General features: G+C 61.1%; 25 protein-coding genes and 2 pseudogenes. 5 read left to right on the top strand and 22 right to left on the bottom strand.

Translation table 11 applies throughout. The features are described 5' to 3' along the window. Positions 1 to 102 precede the first annotated feature (102 nt). The 7 genes and pseudogenes from ACVW1C_RS33405 to ACVW1C_RS33375 all read right to left on the bottom strand — a co-directional run bounded on the left by ACVW1C_RS33405 (position 103) and on the right by ACVW1C_RS33375 (position 6113). Entirely contained in the window at positions 103 to 987 is an 885-nt protein-coding gene (locus ACVW1C_RS33405) for a branched-chain amino acid ABC transporter permease (RefSeq protein ID WP_298363053.1), read from the bottom strand. Between the two features lie 54 nt (positions 988 to 1041). After that, a complete protein-coding gene (locus ACVW1C_RS33400) occupies positions 1042 to 2295 on the bottom strand; it encodes an ABC transporter substrate-binding protein (RefSeq protein WP_456761900.1) in 1254 nt (417 codons plus the stop codon). 65 nt (positions 2296 to 2360) lie between these two features. Then, a pseudogene (locus ACVW1C_RS33395) lies at positions 2361 to 4752 on the bottom strand (xanthine dehydrogenase family protein molybdopterin-binding subunit). Continuing rightward, entirely contained in the window at positions 4749 to 5234 is a 486-nt protein-coding gene (locus ACVW1C_RS33390; RefSeq protein WP_456761899.1) for a (2Fe-2S)-binding protein, read from the bottom strand. The pseudogene ACVW1C_RS33395 and the gene ACVW1C_RS33390 overlap by 4 nt, the downstream one beginning before the upstream one ends. After that, complete coding sequence (locus ACVW1C_RS33385; protein WP_456763241.1) at positions 5231 to 5617, bottom strand: hypothetical protein; 387 nt, start codon at positions 5615 to 5617, stop codon at positions 5231 to 5233. The genes ACVW1C_RS33390 and ACVW1C_RS33385 overlap by 4 nt, the downstream gene beginning before the upstream one ends. Before the next feature lie 33 nt (positions 5618 to 5650). Beyond that, a pseudogene (locus ACVW1C_RS33380) lies at positions 5651 to 5881 on the bottom strand (FAD binding domain-containing protein); the annotation flags it as partial. Continuing rightward, complete coding sequence (locus ACVW1C_RS33375) at positions 5769 to 6113, bottom strand: FAD binding domain-containing protein (RefSeq protein WP_456761898.1); 345 nt, start codon at positions 6111 to 6113, stop codon at positions 5769 to 5771. The pseudogene ACVW1C_RS33380 and the gene ACVW1C_RS33375, both read right to left, overlap by 113 nt. Before the next feature lie 167 nt (positions 6114 to 6280). Between ACVW1C_RS33375 and ACVW1C_RS33370 the strand changes: the two genes are divergently transcribed. Then, positions 6281 to 7375, top strand: coding sequence for an LLM class flavin-dependent oxidoreductase (locus tag ACVW1C_RS33370; RefSeq protein ID WP_456761897.1), 1095 nt, complete (start codon positions 6281 to 6283; stop codon positions 7373 to 7375). 16 nt (positions 7376 to 7391) lie between these two features. Continuing rightward, positions 7392 to 8267, top strand: a complete 876-nt coding sequence (locus ACVW1C_RS33365) for a polysaccharide deacetylase family protein (protein ID WP_456761896.1) — start codon at positions 7392 to 7394, stop codon at positions 8265 to 8267. 6 nt (positions 8268 to 8273) lie between these two features. Here the strand turns inward: ACVW1C_RS33365 and ACVW1C_RS33360 are convergent, their stop codons facing one another. From ACVW1C_RS33360 to ACVW1C_RS33305, 12 genes are all read right to left on the bottom strand, one after another. Continuing rightward, positions 8274 to 8450: a hypothetical protein gene (locus ACVW1C_RS33360; protein WP_456761895.1), complete on the bottom strand. Its 177-nt coding sequence runs from the start codon at positions 8448 to 8450 to the stop codon at positions 8274 to 8276. Between the two features lie 137 nt (positions 8451 to 8587). Then, positions 8588 to 8959 (bottom strand): TetR/AcrR family transcriptional regulator, encoded by a 372-nt coding sequence (locus ACVW1C_RS33355; protein ID WP_456761894.1) that lies wholly within the window; start codon positions 8957 to 8959, stop codon positions 8588 to 8590. Next, positions 8956 to 9510 (bottom strand): flavin reductase family protein, encoded by a 555-nt coding sequence (locus tag ACVW1C_RS33350; RefSeq protein WP_456761893.1) that lies wholly within the window; start codon positions 9508 to 9510, stop codon positions 8956 to 8958. The genes ACVW1C_RS33355 and ACVW1C_RS33350 overlap by 4 nt, the downstream gene beginning before the upstream one ends. 10 nt (positions 9511 to 9520) lie before the next feature. Further along, positions 9521 to 10747: an acyl-CoA dehydrogenase family protein gene (locus ACVW1C_RS33345; RefSeq protein ID WP_456761892.1), complete on the bottom strand. Its 1227-nt coding sequence runs from the start codon at positions 10745 to 10747 to the stop codon at positions 9521 to 9523. Between the two features lie 369 nt (positions 10748 to 11116). Continuing rightward, positions 11117 to 11593: a GNAT family N-acetyltransferase gene (locus tag ACVW1C_RS33340; RefSeq protein ID WP_456761891.1), complete on the bottom strand. Its 477-nt coding sequence runs from the start codon at positions 11591 to 11593 to the stop codon at positions 11117 to 11119. Between the two features lie 43 nt (positions 11594 to 11636). Continuing rightward, a complete protein-coding gene (locus ACVW1C_RS33335) occupies positions 11637 to 11930 on the bottom strand; it encodes a hypothetical protein (RefSeq protein ID WP_171947666.1) in 294 nt (97 codons plus the stop codon). Next, positions 11923 to 12354, bottom strand: a complete 432-nt coding sequence (locus ACVW1C_RS33330; protein WP_456761890.1) for a hypothetical protein — start codon at positions 12352 to 12354, stop codon at positions 11923 to 11925. Before ACVW1C_RS33330 ends, ACVW1C_RS33335 begins: the two co-directional genes overlap by 8 nt. A 298-nt stretch (positions 12355 to 12652) precedes the next feature. Beyond that, the gene (locus ACVW1C_RS33325) at positions 12653 to 12796 is read right to left on the bottom strand and encodes a hypothetical protein (RefSeq protein ID WP_456761889.1); all 144 of its coding nucleotides are present in this window, start codon (positions 12794 to 12796) and stop codon (positions 12653 to 12655) included. A 217-nt stretch (positions 12797 to 13013) separates the two neighbouring features. Further along, the gene (locus ACVW1C_RS33320) at positions 13014 to 13280 is read right to left on the bottom strand and encodes a hypothetical protein (RefSeq protein ID WP_456761888.1); all 267 of its coding nucleotides are present in this window, start codon (positions 13278 to 13280) and stop codon (positions 13014 to 13016) included. Positions 13281 to 13501: 221 nt separating this feature from the next. Beyond that, positions 13502 to 13756: a hypothetical protein gene (locus ACVW1C_RS33315; protein WP_456761887.1), complete on the bottom strand. Its 255-nt coding sequence runs from the start codon at positions 13754 to 13756 to the stop codon at positions 13502 to 13504. A 1-nt stretch (position 13757) separates the two neighbouring features. Continuing rightward, positions 13758 to 13919, bottom strand: coding sequence for a hypothetical protein (locus ACVW1C_RS33310; protein ID WP_456761886.1), 162 nt, complete (start codon positions 13917 to 13919; stop codon positions 13758 to 13760). Beyond that, positions 13916 to 14170 (bottom strand): hypothetical protein, encoded by a 255-nt coding sequence (locus ACVW1C_RS33305; RefSeq protein WP_456761885.1) that lies wholly within the window; start codon positions 14168 to 14170, stop codon positions 13916 to 13918. The genes ACVW1C_RS33310 and ACVW1C_RS33305 overlap by 4 nt, the downstream gene beginning before the upstream one ends. A 466-nt stretch (positions 14171 to 14636) precedes the next feature. On the opposite strand from ACVW1C_RS33305, the gene ACVW1C_RS33300 reads away from it, so the two are divergent. After that, positions 14637 to 14822, top strand: a complete 186-nt coding sequence (locus ACVW1C_RS33300) for a hypothetical protein (protein WP_229164048.1) — start codon at positions 14637 to 14639, stop codon at positions 14820 to 14822. A gap of 597 nt (positions 14823 to 15419) precedes the next feature. Next, positions 15420 to 15680 (top strand): hypothetical protein, encoded by a 261-nt coding sequence (locus tag ACVW1C_RS33295; RefSeq protein WP_456763240.1) that lies wholly within the window; start codon positions 15420 to 15422, stop codon positions 15678 to 15680. 28 nt (positions 15681 to 15708) lie between these two features. Here ACVW1C_RS33295 and ACVW1C_RS33290 read toward each other — a convergent pair whose 3' ends face one another. Beyond that, a complete protein-coding gene (locus tag ACVW1C_RS33290) occupies positions 15709 to 16062 on the bottom strand; it encodes a phasin (RefSeq protein ID WP_456761884.1) in 354 nt (117 codons plus the stop codon). A 228-nt stretch (positions 16063 to 16290) separates the two neighbouring features. On the opposite strand from ACVW1C_RS33290, the gene ACVW1C_RS33285 reads away from it, so the two are divergent. Then, positions 16291 to 16476, top strand: a complete 186-nt coding sequence (locus ACVW1C_RS33285) for a hypothetical protein (protein ID WP_050419149.1) — start codon at positions 16291 to 16293, stop codon at positions 16474 to 16476. Positions 16477 to 16489: 13 nt separating this feature from the next. Here the strand turns inward: ACVW1C_RS33285 and ACVW1C_RS33280 are convergent, their stop codons facing one another. Together ACVW1C_RS33280 and ACVW1C_RS33275 are read right to left on the bottom strand one after the other, a co-directional pair. Continuing rightward, positions 16490 to 16693: a hypothetical protein gene (locus ACVW1C_RS33280; protein ID WP_456761883.1), complete on the bottom strand. Its 204-nt coding sequence runs from the start codon at positions 16691 to 16693 to the stop codon at positions 16490 to 16492. A 148-nt stretch (positions 16694 to 16841) separates the two neighbouring features. After that, positions 16842 to 17975, bottom strand: a complete 1134-nt coding sequence (locus tag ACVW1C_RS33275; RefSeq protein ID WP_456761882.1) for an alpha-hydroxy acid oxidase — start codon at positions 17973 to 17975, stop codon at positions 16842 to 16844. Positions 17976 to 18002 lie beyond the last annotated feature (27 nt).

Below are 18002 nucleotides of genomic sequence, written 5' to 3'. Positions count from 1 at the left end.
GCGACAATGCTGGCGCGATGCCGCGTCGCGAACTCGTACCAACTGCTGCCCGTCGCGGCACCGGGCTGTTTGATCGAATGAGTTGTTTCGGTCATGCCGGGCTCAGCTCATCAATCCGGCGCGGCCGAAGAAGCCCTGGGGACGAACGATCAGAACGACCGCCATCAAGGCAAAGATCGAAACCTTGGCCATCTCGGGTGCGAAGAGCGAAGTCATGCTGACCACCACACCGACCAGCAGGCCTGCCAGTACAGCGCCGCCGATCGACCCCATCCCACCAACAACCGTGACCACGAATGCCTCGGCGAGAATCGTGCCGCCCATCTCCGGAATGACGCCTTGAAGCGGCGCGGCCAGCAGGCCGGCAAAGCCCGCAATCGCGGTACCGATCCCGAACACGATCAACCAGACCTTGGAAACGTCGACCCCAAGAACACGGACGATCTGCGGATCTCGTGCCCCGGCGCGGATAATCAGCCCGAAGCTGGTCTTCTCCAGAAACAGCCAGAGCGCCAGCAGCACGACGGCCGTCGCGCCTATCACGAACAGGCGGTAGAGCGGGAAATAGCCGACGCCAATGTCGACAGCCCCCTGCAGAACTTCGGGCGTATCGAAAGGATAGCCGGTCTTGCCAAAGGCAATGCGCACGCATTCGACCATCACGTAGCTGAGCCCGAAGGTCAGCAGCAGCGGATAGTCGATGCCGCGACCGTAGAGCGGCCGGATCAGCACGCGCTCGACGGCAAGGCCGAACAGTCCGATTGCGATCGGCACCGCCACGAGGCAGATCCAGAAATTGCCCCCGATCGAGATCAGATAGAGCCCGACATAGGCGCCGACCATGTAGAACGCGCCATGGGCGAAGTTGACGACCGTCAACATCCCGAAGATCAACGAGAGGCCGATCGCAAACAGCACATAGATGGCGCCGAGCGCCAACCCGGCAAACAGTTGCAGCGCAATCAGGTCAAAGCTCAGGCCCGCCATTTGTCTCCCTCAGCACGGCGCGCACCGCCCCGTGGCGCGCGCCGTCGCACGAGCTCAGCTCTTGTGGCCGAGCGCTTCGCAGGTACGCAAGTTCTTCTCGTTGGGCTCTTCGGTCGACAGAACCTCGAACACGTCGGACTCGTTCCTCATGTCCTTGGACTTCGACTTGATCACGAGCACCGATTGCACCGACTGGTGGTCGCATTTGCGATAATATTGCGGCCCCTTATAGTCGTCGTACTTCAGAGCCTCCAATGCAGCGACGACCTTGTCGGTCTCGACGCTGCCGGCGCCCTTGACCGCCTCCAGCACGGTCCGAACACCGCCATAACCGAGCGCACCGTAGTCGGTGGGCAGCTTGCCGTCGTACATCTTGCGGAAGGCATCGTTGAACGCCTTGGTCGACGCGAACTTGTCCTCGATACCCCAGTAGAAGGAGCAGCCGCCGACGACGCCTTCGAATGCCTGGGGGCCAGCCGCGACACGGCTGGCATGCGAGAGCAGCGGCGCGATGATCTGGATCGACTTCTTGATGCCAAAGTCGGTCGCCTGCTTCAGCGCGATCTGCTGGTCCCGGCCGAAATTGCTGATGCACAGAATATCGGGCTTCAGCGCCTGGAGACGCGGCAACAGCGTGGAGAAGTCCGTCGTTCCCAGCGGATGGCGGATGTCGCCGAGGTTCTCGACGTTGAACTCCTTGCCGACCTCGAGGAAACCGCGAACCATCTCGTGACCGTAGGCGTAATCCGCAGTGAGGAACGCAACCTTCTTGCCGAATTTGGCGAAGGCATAGCGGCCGACCGCACCTGACGTCATGTGCGGGTTCAGCGCTTCGTGGAATGTGTACTTGCTGAAGTCGGCTGCCTCGTTGATGGCGTCGGACTGGCTGATCGAATTGAAGATGACGCCGCGCTCTTTGGTGACGTTGTTGATCGCAAGCTGAACCGCCGCGGACAGGCTGCCGACGACGAAATTCACCTTCTCCTTCTCGACCAGCTCCAATGTCCGCGTTGCCGCCTCACCGGGATTGAGCTTGTCGTCGCGTACGACGAGCTCGGCCTTGCGGCCGTTGAGACCGCCAGCATCATTGAACTGAGCGACAGCGAGCTGACCCGCCCGCACCTGGTCCTGGGCCTCGGCACCATACGGACCGGTCAAGGGAACAGGGAAGCCGATCTTGATGGGTGCTTCCTCGGCCTGGAGCAGGTTGATGCGAAAAGGCGAGACGGCGAGAGCGGCGCCGGCGCTTGCCGTCGTCAGCAGACGACGCCGCGATATCGATCCAGCTTTGGTGACCTTGTTCGTCATGACTATTCCTCCCCAAGAACTGTCTGTGCTTTGTTTATCGTTATCTTTGCCGGAACGTCTCCACCTCAGATCCGTCCCAAGGCGGTCAGGATAACCTGAGGCGTGAGCGGAATCTCGGTAATTGTTGCGCCGAACGGCCGCAGCGCGTCATTGACCGCGTTGGCAACCGCAGCTGCCGCGCCGGCTGTCCCTGCCTCACCCGCCCCTTTGGCTCCGAGCTCAGATTCCTGCGTCGGAGACACCACGTGGCCAATCTCGATATCGGGCATCTCGCCGGACATCGGGACAAGGTAGTCCGCCATATTGGCGTTGGTCAGCTGACCACGCTCGTCATAGATGCATTTCTCGAACAGCGCCGCGCCGAGCCCCTGCACGACCCCGCCCCGGATCTGCTCGTCGACCAGTTGCGGGTTGATGATGGTGCCGCAGTCTTCGACGACCCAATGCTTCAGCAGCGTCACGAACCCGGTCTCGGCATCGACCTCGAGCCAAGAGGCCTGAACCCCGTTGGTGAATGCGAACGGATACTGGCGCGGCACGAAATGTCGGGTCGCCATCAACTCAGGCTGGATGCCCGGCGGGAGGGTATCCGGCCGAAAATAGACGATCCGCGCCAATTCGCTCAGCTCGATCCGTGGCACGCCGTCGTCGGCACTGACGATGCTGTTGTTGACGATATCGAGCCCGCCCGGCGTCGATTGCAGGATGGCCGCGGCGATATCAAGGATATTCTGGCGTAGGGCCTTGGCGGCCTGCAACGCGGCTTCGCCGCCGATGCCGGCACCGCGCGAGGCCCAGGTACCGCCACCGTAGGGCGTGTTGTCGGTGTCGCCCAGGATCACGCGGACCCGTTCCATCGAAACGCCCAGCACGCTGCCCACGATCTGGGCAGTCAGCGATTCCGAGCCCTGCCCCTGCTCCGTGATGCTGGTCTGGCAGATCACCGAGCCTTGCGCGTCGAGCCGAACCGCAACGCCATCCTGCGACGAGATTTTCGCGCCGCCGACGCCGTAAAAGGCAGCACTGGGATTGGTGACTTCAATGAAGCTGGCGATTCCAATGCCGCGGTGAATATTTCTGGCCCGCAACGTCCCTTGCTCAGCACGCAATGCGTCGTAATCCATCATCTGCAGCAGCTTGGCCAGCGAGGCGTGATGCGAAAGCTGCTCGAATTTCATGCCGGAGGGTGATGCACAGGGATAGGCGTCATCGGGGATCAAATTGCGCCGGCGGATCTCGATGGGGTCCATGCCGATCTTCGCTGCGGCAAGGTCGACCAGACCCTCGGTGACCGAACAGGCAATCGGGTGTCCGACCGCCCGGTACTGACACATCACGTTCTTGTTCTGGAAGACGACGCGCGCTCGCGCCCGATAGTTCGGGGTGACATATGGCCCCCCAACCAGATTGACCACCTGATTGGCCTCGATGGCGCTGGTGCGCGGATACATCGAATAGGGACCGATCCCCGTCAGGTCGTCGATCTCGAAGGCCGTGATGGTGCCGTCCGGCTTGACGCCGATCCGGCCCCTGCATCGATGATCGCGAGCGTGAATGTCCGTGTTGAAGCTCTCCACACGGTCAGCCACGAATTTGATCGGCCGCCGTAGCAGCTTGGACAGCGCATAGGTCGCCATTTCGTCGGCGTAGATGTGGACCTTGATGCCGAACGAGCCGCCGACATCTTTGCAGACCACCCGGACCTGCGCTTCCCTTAGTCCGAGATGCAGGGCTGCAATGTTCTGCACCATGTGGGGCGCCTGTGTACCCTGATAGATCGTCAGCCGCGCCTCGGCCGCATTCCAGTCGGCAACCACCGCTCGCGGTTCAAGCGTCACGCCGGTGTGGCGCCCGAACACGAAGTCGGCTTCGACGACCTCCGACCCCGACAATGCTTGGTCGACATCGCCGGCGTTGAGGGTCCGTTCAAAAGCGAGATTGTCACCGAGCGAGGCGTGAATGACAGGCGTTGCCGGATCGAGCGCAGTGCACATGTCGGTGACCGCCCTCGAGCTCCTCGTAGTCGACGGCAATTTGCTCCATTGCATCTTCAGCCACCGCACGGCTGGTTGCGACAATCGCCGCGACTGCCTCACCCTGCCAGCAGGTCCGATCGATCGCGATCGCATGCTGTGGCGCCGACTTCAATCCCTTCAGATGCGAGAGCACGCCGACCCATGGCGTGATGACTGCCTCAAGCTCTCGACCCGTGACGATGGAAATGACGCCGGACATACGTCGTGCGGCGTCGGCATCGATCGCCACAATTCTGGCGTGGGCATAGGGCGACCGTAAGAAAACTACGTGCGCCATCCACGGCAATTCCAGGTCGCTGACATACTGTCCACGCCCTTGCAGCAACCTGTCGAGGTTCGGCCGCGGCACCGTCTTTCCGATATAGGAGTTCGGGCGATCGAGCACCGAACGTGTCTCCGCTGGCGCACGGGTCACCGTCATGCCGGTCGCTCCGCGCGCATCCTGGCTGTCGCCTCCACCGCGTCCACAATGGCTTGATAGCCGGTACAGCGGCAATAATTGCCGGAAAGATGCTCGCGGATCGCTTGGCGATCAGGCACGGGCAAATGCTTCAGCAGGTCCTGCGCCGTCATCAGCATCCCGGGCGTGCAATAGCCGCACTGCAATGCATTGCGTTCGCGAAAGGCCGCCTGAAGATCGGCGATTTCACCGCTGTCGGACAGCCCCTCGATTGTCTCGACTGACGCCCCCTGCGCCTGGACCGTCAGCATCAGACAGGAGCGGACGATCTCGCCATCAATCCGGACCGTGCAGGCACCACAAACGCCGTGCTCGCAACCGACATGGGTTCCGGTCAGCTTCAGATTTTCCCTGAGGAAATCAGCGAGATTGAGACGCGGCAATACAAATGCATCAATGGGCTCGCCGTTGACCAGAAGCGAAACCGACACCGGAGTGCTCATCCGGTCGCTCCCGCTGCCAGATCGGGCCGCGCCAGCAATGCGGCCACGCAGCGCCGGAGCAAGACTGTAGCAAGATGTCGGCGCATCGCCGCGGTCGCCTGCTGATCCTCCGGTGGATCGAGTTCATCGGCCAGCGCTGTCGCCGCTTCTGCAAGCAAGGCAGAGGTCACGGATGCATTGATCAACCGACCTGCGGCCGCCCCTAGCAGAGGCCGGTCACCGACCGCAAAGAAGCCGAGCCGAAGATCCGTGAATCTGCCGGCTGCAACAGCAGCCCGCGCAGCAAGACCAACGACGGCGTAGTCACCATGCCGGCGGGCATACTCCTGAAAGAAAAATGTCGAGCCCTGGCCCGCGACTGGCACCTCGATCGCGACAAGCAATTCGTCCGACGACAGCGCCGTTTCGTAGATGCCCTTGAAAAACTCGGTCGCGGCAATCCGACGCTCGCCCGTCGGGCCGCGAACAACGATCGTGGCGTCAAGCGCGATAACACAGGCCAGCAGCTCCGATGCCGGATCGGCATGCGCAAGGCTACCGCCTATCGTTCCGCGATTGCGAATTGCGGGGGTGAGCGACGTAGCGAACGGCGTCCCGCAGCAGCGGCGCGTGCAGCGCGACGTCTGTCGATCTGAGCAGGTCGACATGTCGGGTCAGCGCACCAACAACCAGCAGGTCTCCCCTCACCGCGATGCCGCGCAACTCGGCGAGGCCGCCGATATCGACCAGGATGTCCGGGGATAAGAGCCGCAGATTCATCGCCGGTATCAGGCTCTGGCCACCCGACAGAACCTTCGCCTTGTCGCCATGCGCGGCGAGCAACTCCAGCGCATTCACGACGCTGGTTGCGCGGGCGTAGGCGAAAGCCGCAGCCTTCATGTGGGCGTGGCCTCCCGGCCCAATTTGGTTTGCCCGATTAGAGGGCCGCCCCCCTCAAAGGTCAAGTTTGTTTATCGAGTGATTATTTACGAAGCGGGGCTTGTCTTGGCCCTGGGAAGGCCGCAGGTTCCTTGCCAACTAAAGTTCAACGCAATGGGAGGCGGATGATGAAGCTCGGATTCTTTACGATGCCGATCCATCCTCTCGACAAGGATTGGCGGCAATCGCTCCGGGAGGATCGGGAAGCCTTCCTGCTCGCGGACGAACTCGGGTTCACGGAGGCGTATGTCGGCGAGCACGTCACCGACAAAGCTGAGAACATCACCTCCAGCATTGCGTTCATTGCCTGGCTCGCAGCCGCAACCCGGCAGATCAGGCTTGGAACCGGCACCATCAACATGCCGAACACTCATCCGGCAGCGGTTGCCGCATCCGTCGCCATGCTCGATCACATGCTTGATGGCCGCTTCATACTCGGAATAAGCCCCGGCGGATTGCTGTCCGACGCGGAGGTGTTCGGCAATCTCGATGCCGACCGCAATGCCATGTTCCTGGAGGCGATCAATCAGGTTCTCGATATCTGGGCAGGCAAGCCGCCCTATGATCTGCAGGGCAGATACTGGAACGTCTCGGTCCATCGAACCTTGATCGAGGACATTGGGCAGGGATTCGTAGCCCGCCCATTGCAAACCCCTCACCCGCCGATCATGGTGACCGCGGTCGCGCCGTTCTCAAAGGGCGTCACGGAAGCCGCTGCGCGCGGCTGGGATCCGATCTCGGCGAACTTCCTGATGCCTGCCTGGGTGAAGAGCCATTGGCCGAAATACGTCGAGGGTTGCGAGCGTGTGAACCGGGTCGCCGATCCCGCCAATTGGCGCGTTGCCAAGAGCGTGTTCGTTGCAAAGGACGCAGCAACCGCGAAGGCCTATGCCACGTCGCCCGATAGCCCCTACGTGTACTATTATCACCGGTTGTTCACGAAGCTGAAGCGCGGCGGCCGGCTCGAACTGTTCAAGACGAGACGGGATCAACTAGACTCGGAGGTCACCCTCGAATCGATCTGCGAGAAGCTGATCATCTACGGCACGCCTGAAAGCGTAGCCGACCAATTGCTGGCATTCCAGGAAGAGATCGGCACCTTCGGAACCTTGCTCTATGCCGGCAAGGACTGGAAGGATCGCGAGCTTGGCCGCCAATCGATGATCCTGATGGCCGAGAAGGTCTTGCCGCGGATCAACGCCGCCGCCGGATCATCCGAGTGACCTAAGGAGTTTCGACATGGCTTTCACCGATCGCATTCCGTACCAAGCTCAGATCGACCGACCGAAACTGGCATTGCCTGATGGCAAGAAGCTTGCTGTCTGGGTCATCCTCAATGTCGAGGAATGGCGTATCGAAAATGCGATGCCGCGCACCGTGCTGAGCCCACCGATGGGCCAGCCGCTGCTGCCTGACGTGCCGAACTGGTCGTGGCATGAATACGGCATGCGCGCCGGCTTCTGGCGGCAATTCAAGGCCCTCACCGACCGAAAGATACCGGTGACGCTGGCCACGAATGCCAACGTCTGCAACAGCTATCCGCGCGTGGCGTCGGCGGCGCGCGAGGCGGGCTTCGAATTCATGGTGCATGGGTTCGTGCAGGGCCCAATGCACAAGGTCGAGGACCAGGCGGATGCGATCAAGCGTGCTGTCGACACGATCGCCGCATTTGCGGGCAAGCCGCCGCGATCGTGGGAAAGCCCCGGCCTGACCGAGACCGAAGAAACACTCGATCTCCTGCGCCTCAACGGGATCGAATATGTGGCCGATTGGGTGATCGACGATCTTCCTCAGGACATCGCGACACCGCACGGAACTGTGACGACGATTCCCTATTCCGTCGAGACCAACGACATCGTCATTCACGCGCTACAGCACCTGCCGTCGGAACAGTTCCTGACGCGCTGTACCGACCAGTTCGATCGGTTGTATCTCGAAGGCGCAGAGAACGCGCGGATCATGGCAATCTCGGTGCATCCTTACATCACGGGGGTACCACATCGAATCAAGTACCTGGAGGCCCTGCTCGATTACGTAATCGGCCATGACGGCGTCGCGCTCATGACGGCGAGCGAGATTGGAGATTGGTATCGGGACCAGATGGCGGCAAGGTAATCCGGCTCAGCCGACGACCTTGATCGGCGCCCGCCGACGATCGGTTGCACCCTCCGCCACCCTCTCAAATCCCGCCAGAAAAAGATCCAGCGCATCACTGATCATCTGCGCCTTGTCCTCGAGGACGGGCGCTTCGTAGATGTACTTGCGTACACCGTAGTAGAAGATGCCGCCGTGAAACACCTAGGCCAGCTCCAGTTCGGCGGCGCTTGGCCTGCTCTGCGTGGCGCGGCCGGCGTCGTGGCGGCATTCCCTGAGGATGCGTGTCAGGATATTGTCCTTGACCATGCCAACATACCAACGATTGATATCGAGGCCCTTCAGTCCAAAGTAGAGATAGATCCGCAGCCATTTCCGGTCGAAGATGGCGTCCGTGTAGACTCGTAAAATTCCTGAAGCCGCACGCGGAGTGGACGCGACCGGTCGGAGAGCAACTTTTCCCAGCCGATTTCGAGAGGCTCGAGATAGACCTTGCGGTAGACCTCCTTGATGAGATCGTCCTTGCTCGGAAAGTAGCGATAGAGCAACGGTTGCGTTACGCCGAGCCTGCCAGCGAGGGCACGCGTGCCGCCGCCAAATCCTTCCTCCGCGAAAAGATCTGTCGCCTTGCTGACGAATTCGCTGCGACGATCGTCGGCCGACAGCCGCCTCTGCTTGGCACGAGCTCGCTTGACGGGCGCCTTTCGATTCATGATGCGTTGCCGTCATCGTCGGCCAGAAACCGGCCAAAACCTCCCTGCGCGAACAGCAGCGGATTGTTCCGGTTATAGGCGTAGGCCTCCACCGCCCCGAGGAAAATGACGTGATCGCCGCCGTAGTAGCGGTTGGCAGCCCGGCATTGGAAATTTGCGACCGCGTTGGCAAGCACGGGGGCGTTCCCAAGGCCTGGTGACCAACTCACACCGGCGAATTTGTCACCCGATGATCTGGCAAACTTTATCGCCAGCGTCTGCTGCGACGCGTCAAGAACGTTGACCGTGAAATGGCTGGCATTCTGAAAGATCGGCAGTCCCTGCGAAAACATCCCCAGGCTCCACAACACGAGTGGGGGGTTGAGCGACACCGACGCAAAGGAATTGCAAGTGATTCCGTACGGACGTCCTTCGGTCGACATCGCGGTGACGATTGTCACACCGGTCGCAAACATACCGAGGGCATTGCGAAAGTCGCGGGGATCAATCGCCGAACTGTCGCTTGCGAGTTCAGTGGCCGGGTCCGGCGGATGTTTGGGTGAGTCAGACATCCGGCTGGCCTCAAAGCGTCAGGTTTTCAGACGGCAGCCCAAGAGCAACTCGCCCATAGTTGGTGCCTGCCGCGTCGAAATTGAACGCGAGATGTGAGTTCACTGCATGCGCATCGCGAAATTGGCGCTGCAGTGCTCCCGAGGTGAACAGGCTGCGCGCCCCGCTCGCTGCAAATAGAAGTGACACTGCTTCGGTACACAGATTGACCGCGAATGCGCCATCGCGCCGAAGCCTCGTCTTCCCTGCTATGCTCGGGATCTCGCCACGCCGGACCTTCGCAAGCACCTCAATGCAATTCGTACGCATAATGAGCCGCGCGGCATCTATTTTCGCAGATGCCTCGGCAATCTTGATCTGTGTACTCTGCAGGTCGCCGATCTTGGCTCGGTTATATGTTGAAGCGCGGTGTCGCGCGATCTCGACGTAATCGTCAAGACAAGCCTGGGCATTGCCCAGACCGACACCAGACAACACGTAGGGGAACAACGAGAAGACCGGAAGCATGTAGAGCGCATTCGGATTGACAACACTGCCAGGCGTTGCGCCACCCGCAAGATCGCTGACGGCAACCGTCATATGCTCGGGAACGAATGCATCAGTTACCCGCACGTCGTTCGACCCTGTACCGCGCAGACCAGCCGCATTCCAGGTGTCGTCGATGCTGTAGTCCCGTCTGTTCAATAGGAATAGCCGATACTCGACGCCATCGGCATCGTCATCCGACGCAACCACGCTTGCGAGCATGTTCCATCCGCACGCCTCCACTCCGGACGAGAACGGCCAGTGACCACTCAACACATATCCGCCACTTGTTTTCCTGGCACGGCCTGCAGGGAAAATAAAGGAAGACGCTATCAGCGTATCTGGATTCTCGCCCCACACCGCGCTCTGCGCTTCAGGCGCGAACATACCCAGCATCCAGTGGTGACTTGCAAGGTTGGCAAAATTCCAGGACACCGAGGCATCTCCCTGCCCCAGCGCATCGGCGCAATCGACCAATGCAACATAGTCGAGTTCACTGCCCCCGACGCGCCTGGGCTGCAGGATCCGGAAAAGGCCGCTATCATGCAGATCGCGTTCGGTCTCCGGTGGCAGCCGGCGCAGTTCTTCGGTCTGCGACGCCCGTTCACGCAAAGCCGGAACAAGCGCCCTGGCTCGTGCGACCATGGTCGAATAACGACCCATATCCGGACCTGGCGGCACCTTCGCGTCGAATCCGCGGCCAACCTCAACCATGGTCTCTTCCTTCGTTCGATCTCCTAGGTATTCGCGCGGTGCGATCGAGCCGTACTGCGCAGTTTATCGACCGATCACCAGAGATCAAGACGCACAAGCCTGCGTCTCGCGAATTCAATGCTCGAGACCCACGACTGCCGCAAGGCGCCCATTTGCGGGAACGCCTCCAACGAGACTTCGTCCGCACGCGCCAAACCAATGTAGCATCCTTTCGCCCAAGATTCGATGCGTAGCCCAAACTCCAACCAACGACTGCGGCCTGCTAGGGCGCTAGCTACGGCTCAGAAACGCGAAAACGCTCGGTGGCTTTGGCCGCCGGGCACTCTACGTCGTCGAATTGTCGGCAATGACCCGACCACCTCACGGGATCTAGACGAGCTCCTTCCGCCAATACAGCGTGTGCTGCCATGCCCAGGGCGAGGCAGGTTCGAAGAGGCGATAGCCCTGCCGGATGAAGTTGTTGGCCGAGAAATGATTGTCTGTCGTATCCGAGACGATCGCCCTCCAGCCGGCCCGCCGCGCTCGCGCTTCCAGCGCGCGAGTAAGCCGCACTTGCAGGCCGTGGCCGCAGTGCGGCATCGCGACGCCAACGCGGCACAGATATCCAGCATTTGCAATATGAGTCGAGGGAACGACGCCCGCGAACGCAATCGGCTTCGCTCCACGGAAACCAATCCACCAGTATCCCTGGTCGAAGTCCGGTACACGGGTCCCGTCGCAGAATATCAGCTGATGCAGCTCGGCGAGCGATTCCGCGACCTCATCGTCCTGTGCGTCGACCTCACGTATCCGATACATTTCTGCACCCTGAGAAAATTCGTTATCTATCAAGGTGCCCGGATTCATGGCCCCTGGAAATCGATCCGCCGCGCGTTGACGATGAGACAGGTCACTTTCCGAGCGTGGCTTTGATCCCCAGCCAAACGGCACCGAGAAAGCCGGTAGCGATCACGGTGATCACCGCTTTGAAAGTATAGCTTTGCGCCTGCTCCACGCTCTTTCGCCATCGCCGTAGGTGCTGAAAGTCTGCGCGCAATTCTCGTCGGTCCCCCTCCTCAAATCCAAATGAAGTCAGGACTGTCGCGATGGTCTTCACCACAACGGCATCGATGTCGCTTCGGCGAACCCGATCCTGCTCGATCAACGTTTCCATGACGATTGCTTTGACATCGGCTTCATGCATCGGATCGCCGTCGTATGATGCGGGCGACGTTCTCAAACGTTCGCTTTCCGAAATAGAAGCCCATGATCATGCCAGCCCAGGTGCTCACGTCTCCCGCAAGTTGCGGCGTCGTCCCAAGGCCGAGAACCTTGTCCCAGATCACGCATTTTCCCGATCCTCGGCCGCCGAATGCCCCCTTGTAGCGCGCCGGCCGAAGCAGCGGCTCGAACACTTTTGCGGTTGGAATTTTCAGGATCGACAAGGCTGCTCTCGATAGGGCAAATCGGATCGGACGCCCGCTTGGTACCGAGCGGTGACCATCTCGCTTGAACGGTCGTGGACGAGGGCGCGCCCTGAGCAGGTCGGCAAGCCAGTCGGTCAGATTGCTATTTGCCGCCCTTGAGGCGTCCGGAAGACCAAACACTGACGGCGGCAAATGCCGCATTGGCTGTCCGCTGAATGGACTCAGCGGTCTGGTCAAAGCCGGAGGCGCACCCGCGAAGGTCCCGAAGCGTTCGTCGAATGTCGCAGGCTAACCCGCTTGCGGAATCGAAGCCGACGGAACGAACGGCACGACAGGCGAATCTTAGAGAGCCCGCGCTTGAGGATAATCGCGGAGACCGAACTCCCGCTTAATCCGGTCAGCATACGCTTCCGGCTTGCTCAGATCGTTGCGGAAGAGCTCCTGGAACGCCTTCCAGCCCTCGCCCTTCACGGCTTGCGATATAAGCCGCCTCGCGAACTCATCCAAGAACAATTGCCACACAAGCAATCTCCACTTCAGCTAAAGGTACCGGAACATTCCACGAAATAGCGCAGAGCAATTGCCAATCTTCGGCATTCGCGAGACGCCCAGTTTGGCGTTCCCGCAGCATTGCGATCGCCATTGCGTGATCCAGGTTAAACGGGCCCGCAACACCGAGACCGTCGACACGTCGCCTCGAACGCTCTGATATCTTGGGGATGAAGAACGCCTGTTAAGGCGATCGGCGGCAGAATGCGCGGCCACCGCAAGGCTGGCGCAACAGATCACTCGTTTGATCAAGCCGACTAATATCTCTTCGCAAAAAATACGAAACGGGCCGCCCAAATAGGCTCGTTACATCATCCTACGAACCATAAAACCGCGGCCAGATAGAGCGCGCAGATGACAAGGCCGATCCCACTTGCGACGCCGGCCCCGAGTTCCAACCGCCCAAAACCGTCACGCCGGCCGCCAGGCCAACCAAACTCTCCTTCGTCGCAATTGTAGGCGGCCACCCGAATTCGTCCAAACGAGACGACCGGCACGATGAGCCGCGCCACGGTATATCCAATCACATCGACGATGAAGTAGAAGAGCACCTCAACAAAGCTTTGGACAAGCCACATTGGCCCCTCGCCATAGCGGCGCTCTGCTTGGACACGCCATGATTGATATCATGCCGGCTGGCACGTAGGTAAGAGCAACCCCGCAGAACCGGGCACACGATGCCGCGAGTAGCCCCGATAGCGGCCCGAGTTCTCGATGATGTGATTGAACGTCTCGGAAAGACCTTCGACGAAGCAACTCAAGCAATCCGTTGGGGTTGGATGAACTGCGGCCGCCGCTCTCAGGTATCTTCGCCCTCAACCTCCTCGGGCTCAACAATGACTCGCTCGATGCGGTGCACAAGTTCGAGCGCCCCGTCACCATTTTCGATCGCCTGCGGCGCTTTGCCCCAGCCGCGATCGAGGATGGCATTGGCTGCGGAGACGCGGGCAGCCGGAGTTGCGCTGGTCGATCGCATCACACCGACCAGTGCGTTGAGTGCGCTTCTCGTATGGCTCCGCGCCAGCGAACGGATTTGCGTAACCGACTTTGCCAACCTACTTCTCCTGCCAATCGGACGGGAGATACTCACTCGGGGCCGTGTCGACGTGCTCCGCCTCTGGGTCGGGCAGCGTCAAGCGGAATGCGATCGTAGGAAAATCCGTCTGCTCGCGATCCCGGCGTGGGCGCGGAATCAACTGAATGACCTCAGCACTCATGCGGCTGTCTCCCACAGGACGAGGGCTAACAAGCCCGCAAGCGCGAGCGATATCAGATAGGCGGTCATGCAAACCTCGTTGATCGGCCGGCAGCGCACCAGCGCGGCCATCGAATTAAAGATGCGGCAGATCGCGCAGCAGGCGGCGATCTTCGGGGCGCGAACCTTATCCCTGACGAGTGGGGCCGCGGGCGGCGCCGGCTTTCGCCGCGCCGCAGGACCGGCGCGTTCGCGCGCACCGGCCAATTTCATGCTCGTTTCAATGGGTTCGGACGGCGGCTCGCTTGCGACGCTCAGGCGACGGGCTGGGAGGATGTGGCGTCGTGACGTTGCGGCCGCCGTCCGATTGGTGAAACGGCAAACAAAAAGCCCGCCGCGGATTGCTCCGCGCGGGCTCAACAATTTCTGATTTTCGGATTATGCCCCTGAGTTGCCCGACGTGTCAAATGTTTTTGCGAGCTGAACGCGATCGGTAAAATGTGATGCGTCGGCTTCGACGGTGAGAAACCGCTTCGACCAAAAGTCGGCACATGATCCGGAATCGCAATACGAGCTGCGCCGATCGGCCGTATGCTTGTTGCGATGATGTCAGTGTGCCGCTGAGTTGCCCGACGCGTCAAGCGGACAAGCGGCTCACAACATTTGGATCGACGTCAGGACAGTTTTAGCTCGCGTCGGTCGACCCGAGCCGCAGTCAGATTGCAAGGAGGAAGCGCCGATGTATTTCGTTGCTGCCGTGCTCGCGGTCCTGTCCGGCCTGTTCTATGCAGCGGGCCATCATGAGATCGGTTCGATCGGTACCGCCATGTGCCAGTATGGCGGCATCTTCTGCGACAGTCCGGTGCTGGTTCTCGTCGGTGCCGGGTTCGCCGCGGCGTGGGGCATGCTCGTCAGCGTGCGCTGATCGTCCCGCAGTATTTCGGCTATAGCTTTGTGCCGCTGATTTGCCCGACGAGTCAATTCCTGCACTTTGCGTCGGATGCAATCTCGGGAGCGCCCGCATCTATTGCGGTGTGCTCGGATTTGCCGGCTGAGCGGGCTTTGGGCCGGGTGGATCAGGCTCAATCGGTGCCGGGGGCTCGGTCGGCATTACCTTTGCGCCCGCCGCACGTGCCGCCTCGCCCGTCGTTGAATAGTTGGCAGAAGCGGCCGGCGGCACCTTCGGCTTGCTCCACGGACCGTGGTCGACCATGAGCATGCCCAGCACGCCGAGGATCGCAACCAGAGCCGCGATCAACAGCGGCGTTCCGCCGTGCCGATTTCGATGCTTGACCGAACGGCCATCCGCCATGCCATGCGCCTGCATTGTCATCATCGTCTTCTCCATGGAAACAAGCCGCAACCGACGCGTAAGTTTCCTGTTCCCGATGCGAAAGCGAGGCATCTTGGTGGAACCAATCCGCAGCTGCTGAATTTTCCCGATATGCGGCCGTCGCCACGCGCACGCGTGGATAGCCAGGGTAGCGGCCACCCAACCTTTAGTGAAATCGCGGCACGGCACATGAACTCCGAAACACCCGAGTCTCCGCTTCAGCCCACACTCGGCGAACGGGCGATCGACACCGCGACGGACGTTTCGCGCACCGTCACGGAGGTGTCGGACGGACTTCGAGCGGCGGCCGATCGCCTCAGCGACGCGATTGCAACCTCGCGCAGGCCGGGCGGCGTCCTCGCGACCGTGAGCGCGGTCACGCGCGAAGCGCCGCTCGCAAGCCTGTTTGTCGCTTTTCTGCTCGGCGTTGCTGCAGCGCGCCGGCGCTAGGCGTCGACGCGCCGCGAAGGCTGCCGCCCTAGAACTTGCCTTTCGTAGCGTCCTTGGTTGCGGACATCACGCTTCCGCTGATCTGCCGCATATGTTCGCCGGCATTGGTGAACTGGCTGCGCAGAAATTCCGACTGGATCTGCATCGCCTCCTGCAGATCGGTCGCGTGCACGAGCTTGCGCGCATGCTCGAACGCCGCCTTCATGTTCTGCTCGGTGAACGACAGCGCCTGTTTTGAAATCTCGGTACCCGTGCCCGGCATCGCCGTCATCGACTTGCTCGCGGCATCAAAGAACAGGCTGAAGGCCTGTTCGGCCTGGTCGATGGTCTTTTCCGCCAGATCGCGCAACTCGGCGGGAACTTCAAGCTTCGGCTCAATCATGACCGCGCCCCCTGAAAAAAGCGTCTGCCGAGGTTAGCATAGATTGTGGCCGCGTCAGCGCCGTATCGCCAAACCATGAGAGGCCCACTTCTTGCAGCCAAGGAAAATTTACCTAGCAGCGGCTGGACTGCGCCGGTGGCCGATTCCAATCGTGTCAGCACTGTGGCATAGTGATTCGGCCTCGTCGTTGGTCGCGTTCGCGTCTCTTGTGGGGAATAAGGGGATCCGATGCTGCGCGCCGTTCGTCCAACACCGACCTGCACCCGTTTCAAGACCAGCATAGAGATGCCGTGCATGAAGTGCGGCACGCAAATGCGGCTCGCCTTGATCGAGCCGCGCGACCAAGTCTACGACGTGCTGACCTATCAGTGCGCGCCGTGCAACTCCGGCGAAAGCTTCCTGAACGCGCGCTAGGCTATCGGCCCGTTCAGTCGTTCAGCACCGAGGCCCCCGCCTCCGTCAGCTCGGGTTGGTCGTCATACAGTTCGACCAGGCCAAGTTCGATGAGGACGCCCAGATCCTCGTCGCTGACCGGCGACAGTTTGAGCCGGCCGGCATGGATATCACGGAGGGTCCAGCGCAAGGCGATCGCGCGCTCAAGTGAAAATTCAGCGAATGGATTGTTTGCCATTCGCTTCGACTAATGCGGCATTTGCATCAGACTTTGTCTTCGCAGCGGCGGCTTCATGGACACCACGGATTGACGGCGAGCCGGCGCCCTCGAGGTGCCCGGCGCCCCGATCGCGTCATCACTCCATATGTCGTCGCAACGGCGCGGCTCAATAGCGGTAGGGATCTATATCGAGCAGCGGGAATGCGCTGAACACGCCCGGCAGATTGGTCGGCGTCGCCGGATGCAGATAAGACTTGTCCAATTCGGCGAAGCTGGTGACGCCGAGCAGACCGAGGCAGCGGATCACCTCGTCCTCCAGCAGTTCAAGCATCCGGACAATGCCTGCCTCGCCGGCCGCGGCGAGCGCCCAGCATTGCAGGCGGCCGATCCCGACGAGATCGGCTCCCGAGACGATGGCCTTCACGATGTCGGTGCCACGGCAGATCGAGCCATCGACCATGATCTTGGCGCGGCCTGCGACGGCCTGAACGATCTCGGGCAGGACGTGCATGGACCCACGGCCGTGGTCGAGCTGCCGTCCGCCGTGATTTGAGACGTAGATCCAGTCGACCCCGTGATCGAGGGCGATCTTGGCATCTTCCGCGGTGGCGATTCCCTTGAGGATGAGCGGAATCTTGAACTTGTCCTTGATCAACTTCACCGTCCGCCATTCCAGCCCCTTCTGGAAATCGCCGCCGGTGGCGCGGATGCGGCTTTCACGGACGTAGCGCTTGGCGATGTCGCGCTCACGCCGGCTATAATGGGCGGTATCCACGGTGAGGCAGAACGCAGCGTAGCCGTTGTCGATGCTGCGGCTAACCACATCCTCGACGAACGCATCGTCGCCGCGCACATAGAGCTGGAAGATGCGCAAGGCATCGGGCGCCGCCTTGGCGGTATTCTCCAGCCCCGGCTCCGACACCGAGCTCAGCATATGCGCCGCGCCGAACGTTCCCGCTCCGCGCGCGACGGCCGCGCCCGCCTCTGGATCGAAGATCTCGAGCGCGCCGACAGGCGCGATCATCACGGGAAGCCGGAGCTTGCGGCCGAAGACCTCGGTGGATGGATCCACATTGATGACGTTGCGCAGCACGCGCGGCCGGAACGCAATCTCGTCGAGCGCCATCCTGTTGCGGCGCATCGTGGTCTCGGTTTCCGAGGCGCCGACGATATAGTCCCAAGCGTTCTGGTTTAGCCTGGCGCGGGCCTTTTGCGCGAATTCGTGCAGGTTCTGGAATTCCTCGCCGCTGGCGCCGAGTTCGACGTTGCGCGCCTGCGGAATGGGGGTCCCGTCATTCATGGTCGTTTCTTCTCCCGATTTGGCCGG

Source organism: Bradyrhizobium sp. USDA 4011 (genome assembly GCF_054063415.1).
This window is presented reverse-complemented; position numbering and strand designations above follow the sequence as displayed.

Bases quoted from the DNA above. Each gene is read 5' to 3' on its own strand.
- ACVW1C_RS33405 (WP_298363053.1), bottom strand. From the start codon at position 987: ATGGCGGGCCTGAGCTTTGACCTGATTGCGCTGCAACTGTTTGCCGGG.
- ACVW1C_RS33400 (WP_456761900.1), bottom strand. From the start codon at position 2,295: ATGACGAACAAGGTCACCAAAGCTGGATCGATATCGCGGCGTCGTCTG.
- ACVW1C_RS33390 (WP_456761899.1), bottom strand. From the start codon at position 5,234: ATGAGCACTCCGGTGTCGGTTTCGCTTCTGGTCAACGGCGAGCCCATT.
- ACVW1C_RS33375 (WP_456761898.1), bottom strand. From the start codon at position 6,113: ATGAAGGCTGCGGCTTTCGCCTACGCCCGCGCAACCAGCGTCGTGAAT.
- ACVW1C_RS33370 (WP_456761897.1), top strand. From the start codon at position 6,281: ATGAAGCTCGGATTCTTTACGATGCCGATCCATCCTCTCGACAAGGAT.
- ACVW1C_RS33365 (WP_456761896.1), top strand. From the start codon at position 7,392: ATGGCTTTCACCGATCGCATTCCGTACCAAGCTCAGATCGACCGACCG.
- ACVW1C_RS33355 (WP_456761894.1), bottom strand. From the start codon at position 8,959: ATGAATCGAAAGGCGCCCGTCAAGCGAGCTCGTGCCAAGCAGAGGCGG.
- ACVW1C_RS33350 (WP_456761893.1), bottom strand. From the start codon at position 9,510: ATGTCTGACTCACCCAAACATCCGCCGGACCCGGCCACTGAACTCGCA.
- ACVW1C_RS33345 (WP_456761892.1), bottom strand. From the start codon at position 10,747: ATGGTTGAGGTTGGCCGCGGATTCGACGCGAAGGTGCCGCCAGGTCCG.
- ACVW1C_RS33340 (WP_456761891.1), bottom strand. From the start codon at position 11,593: ATGAATCCGGGCACCTTGATAGATAACGAATTTTCTCAGGGTGCAGAA.
- ACVW1C_RS33335 (WP_171947666.1), bottom strand. From the start codon at position 11,930: ATGCATGAAGCCGATGTCAAAGCAATCGTCATGGAAACGTTGATCGAG.
- ACVW1C_RS33330 (WP_456761890.1), bottom strand. From the start codon at position 12,354: ATGCGGCATTTGCCGCCGTCAGTGTTTGGTCTTCCGGACGCCTCAAGG.
- ACVW1C_RS33325 (WP_456761889.1), bottom strand. From the start codon at position 12,796: ATGGCGATCGCAATGCTGCGGGAACGCCAAACTGGGCGTCTCGCGAAT.
- ACVW1C_RS33320 (WP_456761888.1), bottom strand. From the start codon at position 13,280: ATGTGGCTTGTCCAAAGCTTTGTTGAGGTGCTCTTCTACTTCATCGTC.
- ACVW1C_RS33310 (WP_456761886.1), bottom strand. From the start codon at position 13,919: ATGAGTGCTGAGGTCATTCAGTTGATTCCGCGCCCACGCCGGGATCGC.
- ACVW1C_RS33305 (WP_456761885.1), bottom strand. From the start codon at position 14,170: ATGAAATTGGCCGGTGCGCGCGAACGCGCCGGTCCTGCGGCGCGGCGA.
- ACVW1C_RS33300 (WP_229164048.1), top strand. From the start codon at position 14,637: ATGTATTTCGTTGCTGCCGTGCTCGCGGTCCTGTCCGGCCTGTTCTAT.
- ACVW1C_RS33295 (WP_456763240.1), top strand. From the start codon at position 15,420: ATGAACTCCGAAACACCCGAGTCTCCGCTTCAGCCCACACTCGGCGAA.
- ACVW1C_RS33290 (WP_456761884.1), bottom strand. From the start codon at position 16,062: ATGATTGAGCCGAAGCTTGAAGTTCCCGCCGAGTTGCGCGATCTGGCG.
- ACVW1C_RS33285 (WP_050419149.1), top strand. From the start codon at position 16,291: ATGCTGCGCGCCGTTCGTCCAACACCGACCTGCACCCGTTTCAAGACC.
- ACVW1C_RS33280 (WP_456761883.1), bottom strand. From the start codon at position 16,693: ATGGCAAACAATCCATTCGCTGAATTTTCACTTGAGCGCGCGATCGCC.
- ACVW1C_RS33275 (WP_456761882.1), bottom strand. From the start codon at position 17,975: ATGAATGACGGGACCCCCATTCCGCAGGCGCGCAACGTCGAACTCGGC.